Origin of the sequence: Burkholderia sp. Se-20373 (assembly GCF_017104705.1) — a bacterium.
Lineage (GTDB): Bacteria > Pseudomonadota > Gammaproteobacteria > Burkholderiales > Burkholderiaceae > Burkholderia.
Map to the genome: position 1 here is coordinate 1 of NZ_JAAGPH010000238.1, position 7,149 is coordinate 7,149.

Sequence of the window (7,149 nt, forward strand, 5' to 3'; positions counted from 1 at the left end):
CGAAGCCGGCGCCCGACGTGTATCTCGCGGCGGCGCGCACGCTCGGCGTCGCGCCGGCCCAGTGCCTCGTGGTCGAAGACAGCGTGACCGGCATCACCGCGGCCGCCGCGGCCGGCATGACCGTGCTCGGCTTCGTCGGCGGCGGGCATGCGTCGGCCGCGCAGGTCGACGCGCTGCGCGGCATCGGCGCGCGTCACGTGTTCGACGACATGCACGAGTTGCCCGGCTACGTCGCGCGCTGGCAGGCGACCGGCGCGGTGCTGCCGAACTAGCCACCCCGAATGATTGCGCGCCGCGTTCGACGCGGCGCATCACGAACGAACGGAGACAGATCATGGCAAGCGTGCTCCTGCGCAACATCGCGAAGCGCTACGACGACACCGAAGTACTGCGCAACGTGAACCTCGACATCGCCGATGGCGAATTCGTCGTGTTCGTCGGCCCGAGCGGCTGCGGCAAATCCACGCTGATGCGGATGATTGCCGGCCTCGAGGATATTTCGAGCGGCGACCTGATGATCGACGGCGCGAAGGTCAACGACGTGCCGAGCGCGAAGCGCGGCATCGCGATGGTGTTCCAGTCGTATGCGCTGTACCCGCACATGACGCTGTACGACAACATGGCGTTCGGCCTGAAGCTCGCGGGCGCGAAGAAGCCGGAGATCGACCAGGCGGTGAAGCAGGCCGCGAAGATCCTGCACATCGACCATCTGCTCGACCGCAAGCCGAAGCAGCTGTCGGGCGGCCAGCGGCAGCGCGTCGCGATCGGCCGCGCGATCACGCGCAAGCCGAAGGTGTTCCTGTTCGACGAGCCGCTGTCGAACCTCGATGCGGCGCTGCGCGTGAAGATGCGGCTGGAGTTCGCGCGGCTGCACGACGAGCTGAAGACGACGATGATCTACGTGACGCACGACCAGGTCGAGGCGATGACGCTCGCCGACAAGATCGTCGTGCTGTCCGGCGGCGCGGTGCAGCAGGTGGGCACGCCGAACGAGCTGTACCACGCGCCGGCGAACCAGTTCGTCGCGGGCTTCATCGGCTCGCCGAAGATGAACTTCCTGAAGGGCACCGTCGAAGCGGTCGATGCGGGCGGCGTGCTCGTGCGTTTCGACAGCGGCGAGACGCAGCGCGTCGCGGTCGACGCGGCGGGGCTGCAGCGCGGTGCGGCGGTAACGGTCGGCGTGCGGCCCGAGCATCTGAAAGTCGAAGCGGCGGCGACCGGCGTTGCTGCCAGGGTGATGGCCGTCGAGTCGCTCGGCGATGCCGCATACCTGTATGCGGAGTCGGCCATCGCGCCGGACGGGCTGATCGCGCGGATTCCGCCGCTCGACACGTACCGCACCGGCGAGGCGCTCCATGTGCACGCGGACGCCGAGCACTGCCACCTGTTCGACGAGCACGGGCAGGCGTTCCGGCGGTTGAGCGTGCACGCGAAGGCGGCATGACGGCCGGCGCCTGCGACGGTCGGACGTGCAGGGGTTCGGCCATCTCGTCGATGAATGCGCGTGGCCTGGGTGTCGGCGCGTGGCGTGCGCGCCGGCATGCGTTTCCGGCGCCGCACGCGGCCTGAGCGTTCGATAGCAGCGCGCGGCGTGCCGTGCGCGGCTTCGGCGTCAGGCTGCTTTCGCGTCGAGCGCGGCGCGTGCGCAGGTTTCGTCGGTGACGAGCCCCGACAACCAGCCGCCGCGCAGCGCGGCGATCACCGCGTCGCGTTTCTTCGGGCCGCCGGCGAACGCGATCGTCGGGCGCTTCGGCGGCGTGGCGAGCGCGACGCTCGTCACGCGCGCGCTCGTCGACACGGCGATCTGCGTGCCCTGCGCGTCGATCGGCACGCCGAGCAGTTCGGCCACCGCGCCGAGCGCGGTCATCTCGTCGCGCTCCTGTTCGGTGATGAAGCCGTCTTCGTAGAGCGGGCAGTGCGGGCCGATGTTGCCGATCCCGACGAACGCAACGTCGGCCTTGCCCGACAGCGCCTCGACGATCCGGTACAGCCGGTGATTGCACCACTGCGCGCGCTCGGCGTCGCTGTCGGCGAACAGCGGCGCGGGCAGCAGGAAGTGCTTGCTGCCGGTTTTCTCGGAGATGTACTGCGCGACGTCGTAGCGGTTCGACGAACCGTCGGCGGCGATTGCGCCGACCATCGACACGAGCCGGTGCTGCGGGCGGTCGATCTGCGCGATCTGCGCGACCGCGGCCTTCAGCGTCCGGCCGCTGCTGACCGCGATCACCATCGGCCGGGTTTCGTTCAGATAGCGCTCCATCACCTGTGCGCCGGCGACCGCGAGCTTGCGGTCGATCGCGTCGGGCGCATCGGCATCGACGGGCACGACTTCGCACATCGCGAGGCCGTAGCGCTTCGACAGCTGCGCGCCGAGATCGAGACAGTCGGCGAGCTGGTGGTCGACGCGCACGCGGATCAGGTTCTTCTCGACCGCGAACGCGACGAGGCGCTGCGCGACCGGGCGCGACACCTGCAGCTTCTCCGCGATTTCGTTCTGCGTGTCGCCCGCGACGTAGTAGAGCCACGCGGCACGCGTGGCGAGATCGAGTTTTTCTGAGGACTTGGACACGATAGCGATTCGGTTCGGATCGGGGGGCCGCCCCGCGGGCCGGCCGGCGGGCCGCATGGCGGCATCCACTGTACCGCATGTCGCGCGTACGGCCGACGGCCGCCGCGCGTGACGTGCGGCGCTTACGCGAGCCGTGCGCGCGACGGCTCGTACAGCGGCTGCACGTGACGGTACAGCGCGCGGAACGCATCGAGGCGTTCGCGCAGCAGCGCATGGCGGGCCGCATCCGGCGCGTATTCGGCGCGCACCGGCGGCTTGGTCAGCACCGCATGCGGATCGCCGCCGACGGCCAGCCAGCCGAGCCGTGCCGCGCCGAGCGCCGCGCCGGTTTCGCCGCCGCCGTGCTGGCGCGTGCGCACGTTCAGCGCATCGGCGATCAGCTGCGCCCAGAACGCGCTGCGCGCGCCGCCGCCGATCAGCGACAGCTGGTCGGTTTCGACGCCGGCCGCATGCAGCGCGTCGAGACCGTCGGCGAGGCCGAGCGTCACGCCTTCGAGCACCGCGTAGCCGAGATGCGCGCGTTCGGTCGCATGCGTCATCCCGAAGAACACGCCTTGCGCGTACGGGTCGTTGTGCGGCGTGCGCTCGCCGGACAGGTAGGGCAGGAACAGCGGGGCCGTCGCGAGCGCGTCGGCGTCGAGCGTTTCGATTTCCGCGAGCAGCGCGGGCTCGTCGGTGCCGGTCAGCTTGCAGACCCAGCGCAGGCAGCTCGCGGCCGACAGCACGACGCTCATCAATTGCCAGCGATCGGGAATCGCATGGCAGAACGCATGCACGGCCGACGCGGGGTTCGGCATGAAGCGATCGCCGACCACGCTCAGCACGCCGGAGGTGCCGAGCGATACGAAGCCGTCGCCCGCGTGGATCGCGCCGATGCCGAGTGCACTCGTCGCGTTGTCGCCGCCGCCGCCGGCCACCACGACCGCCTCCGACAGCCCGAGTTCGCGTGCGATATCGGCGCGCAGCGTGCCGGACGGCGCATTGCCTTCGACGATGCGCGGCATCTGGTCACGTGTCATTCCGCACGCGGCGAGCAGCGCGTCGGACCAGTCGCGGCGCGCGACGTCGAGCCACAGCGTGCCGGCCGCGTCGGACGGATCGGACACCTTCGCGCCGGTCAGCCGGAACCGCAGGTAATCCTTCGGCATCAGCACGCAGGCAGTTGCCGCGAACACGTCGGGCTCGTGCTTCGCGACCCACAGCAGTTTCGGCGCGGTGAAGCCCGGCATCGCGAGATTGCCGGCCAGTGCGTGGAGATCGGGTGCGCGTTCGGTGAGCAGCGCGCATTCGTCGGCGCTGCGCATGTCGTTCCACAGGATCGCGGGGCGCAGCACGCGATCGTCGCGGCCGAGCAGCACGGCGCCGTGCATCTGGCCCGACAGGCCGATGCCGCGCACGGCCGCGAACGCGTCGCGGTGCCGTTCGCGCAGCGCCGCGAGCGCGGCGAGCGTGCCTTGCCACCAGTCGTCCGGATGCTGTTCGGCCCAGCGCGGATGCGGCCGCGACACGGTGAACGGCGAGCCGGCGGTGCCGACGACCGTGCCGTCCGGGGCGAGCAGCAGCACCTTCACTTCCGAGGTGCCGAGGTCGATGCCGAGATACATGAGCGATCCGTTCCGTCAGTGGGGAGTCGCTACTTTAGCCGCGCGGCCGCGCCCGTGCCAAGGCAGGTTCGCCCGGATGCACGTCAGCGTGCCGCGAGCCACGTGTCGACCCGCCGGAGTCCGCCGCGCAGGGCCTCGAACAGCGCGGCGTTGCCGGCGAGCGAGCCCCACAGCTGCCGGTTCGCGCACAGCGCGACGACGGGGTCGTCGGCCTGGACGATCGCGCGCGCGGCGCTTTCGTCCATCACGCCGTCCTGGTACGCGTACGGCAGCGCGCCGCGCGCCCAGCGTTCGAGAAAGCGCAGGAACAGTGCGGGCAGCACGGCGGTGGCGACCGGCGCCGCGCCGCGTGCGAACGATTCGACGAGCGTCGGCGCGATGAAGCCGGGGATCTTCGAGAAGCCGTCGGCCGCGACGCGCTGGTTCGTGTCGAGCACGTACGGGTTGCCGAAGCGTTCGAGCACGACGTCGCGGTAGCGCGCGAGATCGAGCGGGCTCGGCGTGAGGCACGGGATCACGTCCTGCGTCACGTAGTCGTGCGCGAAGCGGCGGATCGCCGCGTCGTGCGTGCCTTCGTGGATATACGTATGGCCCGCGAGCGTGCCGGCCCACGCGATGCAGCTGTGCGTCGCGTTGAGGATGCGGATCTTCGCTTCCTCGTACGGGTGCACATCGTCGACGAGTTCGGCGCCGGCCACTTCCCACTTCGGACGGCCGGCCGCGAAGCGGTCCTCGATCACCCACTGGATGAACGATTCGCCCATCACCGGGCAGGCGTCGTCGATGCCGGTGGCCGCCAGCACGCGCTCGCGCACGTCGGCGGTCGGGCGCGGCGTGATGCGGTCGACCATCGCGCTCGGTGTCGCGACGTTCGCATCGAACCATGCGAGCAGGTCGGCCTGGCCGCGCCGTTCGAGGAATTCGCGCATCCCCGCGCGAAAGCGCGCGCCGTTGTTGCGCAGGTTGTCGCAGCTCTGCAGCGTGAGCGGGCCCGCGCCGCGCTTCACGCGTTCCGCGAGCAGCGCCGCGAGCGCGCCGTACAGCGTCGTGCGCGCGCCCTGCAGGTCGGCCGCCAGATCCGCGTTCGCGAGGTCGAGCCGGTTGTGTTCGTCGAGGTAGTAGCCGCCTTCGGTGACGGTGAACGACACGATCCGGCAGGCCGGATCGGCGCCGGCGTCGATCAGTGCGGCGAGGTCGATCGACCACGGCAGCACGCGCGTGATCGCGCGGATCGTCTCGTACGCGCGCTCGCCTTGCGGCGTGACGGTTTCGAGCGTGTAGGCGCCGTGCTGCGCGGCGAGTGCGTCCATCGTCGCGTGCATGTCGTCGCGGATGTTGCCGACGGTCAGCGACCAGCGCTCGTCGGCCGGGACGGCCGCGTTCACGCGATGCAGATACCACGCCTGGTGCGCGCGGTGAAACGAGCCCGCACCGATGTGCAGCAGCACGGGCGTGCGGGCGGAGGACGATGCGCTCATCCGGTGTGTCTCCTGTTCGTGCCTGACAGTCCTGTCGAATACGATCATTTGCTCTTTGTGTGAGCGAATGATCGTATTCGGGCGGGCGAAAGTCAAGGCGGGGAAACAGCATTTCGATGGTGCGCTGCGGCGGCGTGCGGGCGGGGCGGGGAGGGCGCGAACGGGCGGCCGGTGCGGAAAGCGCCGTCAGCGACCTTCGCGCGTCAACGCAACGAGTTCCTCGAGCAGCTTGCCGGCCGGCCCCGGCAGGATGCCGTGGCGGCGCCGGAACGCGGTGAGCGTGCGCACCGCGACGACCTCGCGCACGGGCAGCGTGTCGATCGTGCCGGCGCGCTGCTCGGCGCCGTACATCGGCTCGGCCATCCAGCTCAGGAAGCCGGCATGCGCGACGAGGCTTTTCAGCGTCGTCACCGAGCGCGTCTCGACCGCGATGTCGGGCAGCGCGAGCCCGTGCGCGTCGAAGGTCGCGCGCATGTGGTCGAACGGCGCGGTGCCGCGCGGCGGAATCGCCCAGCGCGCGTGCAGCGTGTCGGTGAGCGTCGGCGCGCGGCCGAGCGTGCGCAGCGGATGGTGCGGCGCCGCAACGATGTGGCTGCGATCCTCCCAGCGGCACTCGGGAATCGCGACGATCTCGTCGGTGTCGGGCCCGTGCGCGGACAGCGCGAGATCGATCTCGTGCTTGTTCAGCCCTTCCGCGAGCCGGTCCCACACGCCTTCGATGATCTCGACGCGCAGGTTCGGCCAGCGGTCGAGCACACGGCCGACCGCAACCGGCAGCACGAGGCTCGCGATGCTGCCCACCGTGCCGACCTTGATCGTGCCCTTCGCAAACCCGCGCATCGCGTCGAGCTCCTCGCGCGCGTGCTCGGCCTCGTGCTGCAGCAGCGTCGCGTGCGGCAGCAGCGCCTCGCCGAACGCGGTGAGCTGCACGCCCTTCGAATGGCGCTCGAACAGGGGCGCGCCGACCTGGTCCTCGAGCCGCTTCAGGATCCGGCTCAGCGCCGGCTGCGTCACGTGCAGTGCGTCGGCCGCGCGGCCGAGGCTGCCGCACGCGACGATCGTCGTGAAGGCGCGCAATTGTCGGAGATCGAAACTCATGTCGAAACGGTATGGCTTATCGCAAAAAATACAGTATCCGAGAATGATTCGCGCTTCGATACTGTGGAAACCGCCAAGCCATCGAGGAGACGCCCGAGCATGTCCGGCCCTACGCCCCCTTCCGCCGCACCGAGCACCGTTCGCGATGCGGTGATCGACCTGCTTCGCCAGTTCGGCATCGATCGCGTGTTCGGCAATCCCGGCTCGACCGAGCTGCCGATGTTCCGCGACTTCCCGGACGATTTCCGCTACGTGCTCGGCTTGCATGAAGCCGTCGTGGTCGGGATGGCCGACGGCCATGCGCAGGCCACCGGCAATGCGGCGGTCGTCAACCTGCATTCGGCGGCGGGCGTCGGCAACGCGATGGGCAATCTCTTCACCGCCTTCAAGAACCGCACGC

7 protein-coding genes are annotated in these 7,149 nt (G+C 70.1%); 3 read left to right on the forward strand and 4 right to left on the reverse strand.

Features of this window, described 5'->3' with window-relative positions:
- Both G3N96_RS36770 and ugpC read left to right on the forward strand, forming a co-directional pair.
- Positions 1–272, forward strand: a 272-nt coding sequence (locus G3N96_RS36770) for an HAD family phosphatase (RefSeq protein ID WP_206140278.1), incomplete at its 5' end; no start/stop codon positions are given.
- A gap of 62 nt (positions 273–334) precedes the next feature.
- Positions 335–1,444 (forward strand): sn-glycerol-3-phosphate ABC transporter ATP-binding protein UgpC, encoded by a 1,110-nt coding sequence (gene ugpC / locus G3N96_RS36775; RefSeq protein WP_124580911.1) that lies wholly within the window; start codon positions 335–337, stop codon positions 1,442–1,444.
- Between the two features lie 168 nt (positions 1,445–1,612).
- Here the strand turns inward: ugpC and G3N96_RS36780 are convergent, their stop codons facing one another.
- From G3N96_RS36780 to G3N96_RS36795, 4 genes are all read right to left on the reverse strand, one after another.
- Positions 1,613–2,626 carry a sugar-binding transcriptional regulator gene (locus G3N96_RS36780; RefSeq protein WP_085041209.1) on the reverse strand — a complete coding sequence of 338 codons (1,014 nt, stop codon included), beginning with the start codon at positions 2,624–2,626 and terminating at the stop codon, positions 1,613–1,615.
- A 65-nt stretch (positions 2,627–2,691) separates the two neighbouring features.
- The gene (gene xylB / locus G3N96_RS36785; protein ID WP_206140279.1) at positions 2,692–4,173 is read right to left on the reverse strand and encodes a xylulokinase; all 1,482 of its coding nucleotides are present in this window, start codon (positions 4,171–4,173) and stop codon (positions 2,692–2,694) included.
- Positions 4,174–4,256: 83 nt separating this feature from the next.
- Positions 4,257–5,651 (reverse strand): D-arabinitol 4-dehydrogenase, encoded by a 1,395-nt coding sequence (gene dalD / locus G3N96_RS36790; RefSeq protein ID WP_124580915.1) that lies wholly within the window; start codon positions 5,649–5,651, stop codon positions 4,257–4,259.
- A gap of 186 nt (positions 5,652–5,837) precedes the next feature.
- Positions 5,838–6,749, reverse strand: a complete 912-nt coding sequence (locus G3N96_RS36795) for a LysR family transcriptional regulator (protein ID WP_206140280.1) — start codon at positions 6,747–6,749, stop codon at positions 5,838–5,840.
- A gap of 99 nt (positions 6,750–6,848) precedes the next feature.
- Here G3N96_RS36795 and G3N96_RS36800 point away from each other — a divergent pair.
- On the forward strand, positions 6,849–7,149 hold a 301-nt coding region (locus G3N96_RS36800; RefSeq protein WP_277399480.1), incomplete at its 3' end, for a thiamine pyrophosphate-binding protein.

Coding starts and splice junctions, on each gene's coding strand:
- ugpC (WP_124580911.1), top strand. CDS start 335: ATGGCAAGCGTGCTCCTGCGCAACATCGCGAAGCGCTACGACGACACC.
- G3N96_RS36780 (WP_085041209.1), bottom strand. CDS start 2,626: ATGCGGCCCGCCGGCCGGCCCGCGGGGCGGCCCCCCGATCCGAACCGA.
- xylB (WP_206140279.1), bottom strand. CDS start 4,173: ATGTATCTCGGCATCGACCTCGGCACCTCGGAAGTGAAGGTGCTGCTG.
- dalD (WP_124580915.1), bottom strand. CDS start 5,651: ATGAGCGCATCGTCCTCCGCCCGCACGCCCGTGCTGCTGCACATCGGT.
- G3N96_RS36795 (WP_206140280.1), bottom strand. CDS start 6,749: ATGAGTTTCGATCTCCGACAATTGCGCGCCTTCACGACGATCGTCGCG.